This window comes from Microcystis sp. M169S2 (assembly GCF_020245865.1).
GTDB classification, from domain to species: domain Bacteria; phylum Cyanobacteriota; class Cyanobacteriia; order Cyanobacteriales; family Microcystaceae; genus Microcystis; species Microcystis ichthyoblabe_A.
Map to the genome: position 1 here is coordinate 1 of NZ_JADBUB010000218.1, position 3,018 is coordinate 3,018.

2 rRNA genes are annotated in these 3,018 nt (G+C 48.6%); both read left to right on the top strand.

What is annotated here, in order from left to right:
• Positions 1–2,635: ribosomal RNA gene (locus IM485_RS20095) — 23S ribosomal RNA — on the top strand; the annotation flags it as partial.
• A gap of 63 nt (positions 2,636–2,698) precedes the next feature.
• Positions 2,699–2,809 (top strand): 5S ribosomal RNA (gene rrf / locus IM485_RS20100).
• Positions 2,810–3,018: the final 209 nt, after the last annotated feature.

Here is a 3,018-nt window from a genome sequence, read left to right on the forward strand (position 1 = left end):
GAACTGAAACATCTAAGTACCGGGTGGAAAAGAAAACAACAGTGATTCCCTAAGTAGTGGCGAGCGAAAAGGGAACAGCCCAAACCGGGTCGGCGTGCCGATCCGGGGTTATAGGACTGCATTTAGAAATTGTTATCAAATCGAATCTTCTGGAAAGTTGAGCCATAGCAGGTGATAGCCCTGTAGATACAAATTAACAAGGACGAGCAGTATCCTGAGTAGCGCGGGACCGGAGGAATCTTGCGTGAAGTTGCCAGCACCATCTGGTAAGGCTAAATACTCCTCAGACACCGATAGTGAACCAGTACCGTAAGGGAAAGGTGAAAAGCACCCCGAACAGGGGAGTGAAATAGTACCTGAAACCGTACGCCTACAAGCGGTCGGAGTCCGCCTTTGGCGGATGACGGCGTGCCTTTTGCATAATGAGCCTACGAGTTACTCCTGACTGGCGAGGTTAAGTTCTTATTTAACGGAGCCGAAGCGAAAGCGAGTCCAAATAGGGCGATTAGTCAGTCGGGGTAGACGCGAAACTTTGTGATCTATCCATGGGCAGGTTGAAGTTCTGGTAACACAGAATGGAGGACCGAACCCGTTGACGTTGAAAAGTCTTGGGATGACCTGTGGATAGGGGTGAAAGGCCAATCAAACTGAGAGATAGCTCGTTCTCCCCGAAATGTTTTTAGGAACAGCCTCGGATATAGAAGTATGATAGAGGTAGAGCTACTGATTGGGCTAGGGGGCTTCACCGCCTACCAAACCCTGACAAACTCCGAATGCTATCATATATCTCCGGGAGTGAGGCTGCGGGCGCTAAGGTCCGTGGCCGAGAGGGAAATAACCCAGATTAGCAACTAAGGTCCCTAATACATAGTTAAGTTGATCAAACGAGGTGGGATTTCTATAACAGCCAGGATGTTGGCTTGGAAGCAGCCATTCATTTAAAGAGTGCGTAACAGCTCACTGGTCGAGAGATCCTGCACGGAAAATAATCGGGCATCAAACTATGAACCGAAGTTCTAAACCTCTGCCTTTGGCAGAGTGTGGTAGGGGAGCATTCAAATCTGCATCGAAGGTGTGGCGCGAGCCATGCTGGAGCGATTTGAAAAGAAAATGTAGGCATAAGTAACGATAATTAAAGTGAAAAACTTTAACGCGAAAAGTCTAAGGTTTCCTGATCAACGTTAATCGGATCAGGGTTAGTCTGGTCCTTAGGAAAACCCGAAAGGGGTATCTGATGGAAAGAAGGTTAATATTCCTTCACCTGCTATACATTAAAAGTGACGCAGGGACGTGGTGGTTGCGTACAGACGGATGTGCGCCTGAGTGGAGTCTTCGGACAAAGCGAAATCATAAAATCCCTGCCAAGAAAAGCGAGTATAGCAGCCAGTACCGGAATCCGACACAGGTAGACGGGATGAGTATTCTAACGCGCTCGGGTGAGCCGTGGAGAAGGAACTAGGCAAATTGACGCTGTAACTTCGGGATAAAGCGTACCGTCTCTGACGGTCTCAGTAAATTGGTTCAACCAACTGTTTAACAAAAACACAGGGCCCTGCAAAAACGTAAGTTGACGTATAGAGCCTGAAACCTGCCCGGTGCTGGAAGGTTAAGGAAGGGTGTTCGGCGCAAGCCAAAGCTCCTGACTGAAGCCCCAGTAAACGGCGGCCGTAACTATAACGGTCCTAAGGTAGCGAAATTCCTTGTCGGGTAAGTTCCGACCTGCACGAATGGTCTAATGAGTTGAACACTGTCTCCTCCACGAGCCCGGTGAAATTGTAGTATCGGTGAAGATGCCGGTTACCCGCCACGGGACGGAAAGACCCCGTGAACCTTCACTACAACTTTGCATTGATTTTGAGCAACAAATGTGTAGGATAGTTGGGAGACTATGAAGCAGCATCGCCAGGTGTTGTGGAGTCATCGTTGAAATACCAACCTTTTGTTGCTTAGAACCTAACCCGCCAAAAGCGGGGACATTGCATGGTGGGTAGTTTGACTGGGGTGGTCGCCTCCTAAAAAGTAACGGAGGCTCGCAAAGGTACCCTCAGTACGGTTGGTAATCGTACGCAGAGCGCATTAGTAAAAGGGTGCTTGACTGTGAGACAAACACGTCGAGCAGGGGCGAAAGCTGGCTAAAGTGATCCGGTGGTTCTGCATGGAAGGGCCATCGCTCAAAGGATAAAAGGTACTCCGGGGATAACAGGCTGATCTTACCCAAGAGCTCATATCGACGGTAAGGTTTGGCACCTCGATGTCGGTTCGTCACATCCTGGGGCTGGAGAAGGTCCCAAGGGTTCGGCTGTTCGCCGATTAAAGTGGCACGTGAACTGGGTTCAGAACGTCGCAAGACAGTTCGGTCCCTATCTGTGGTGGGCGCTAGTAAATTGAGTGGACATGACCTTAGTACGAGAGGACAGGGTCGTACGTGCCGCTGGTGTATCTGTTATGCCGCCAGGTGTAATGCAGAGTAGCTATGCACGGCAAGGATAAACGCTGAAAGCATCTAAGCGTGAAACCTTCCACAAGATGAGTTTACTTTTAAGGGTCGTCAAAGACTATGACGTTGATAGGCTACAGGTGTAAAACTGGTAACAGTAAAGCCGAGTAGTACTAATTGCCCGTAAGCTTTATTTTTTTTCTTGTTCTTTGATCAGCTTCCCAATATGTACATTATTGATTGTTAACAACCGCAACAGCTTATGGTGGTTTTGCCGGGGGTGTTCACCTCTTCCCATTCCGAACAGAGAAGTTAAGTCCCCCATGGCCGATGGTACTTGCATTACGCCGGGAGAGTAGGTAGCTGCCATATTTATTGAGAGCCTCATTGATTCATTTCAATGAGGCTTTTTTGTTTGGTTTCCCTGATGAAGTTTCACTCTTCCTATTCCGATGCGCCGAAGGCGCATAAGTCCCTCCGCCAAAGGCGGATACTTGCATTACGCCGGGAGAGTAGGTAGCTGCCATATTTATTGAGAGCCTCATTGATTCATTTCAATGAGGCTTTTTTGTTTGGTTTCC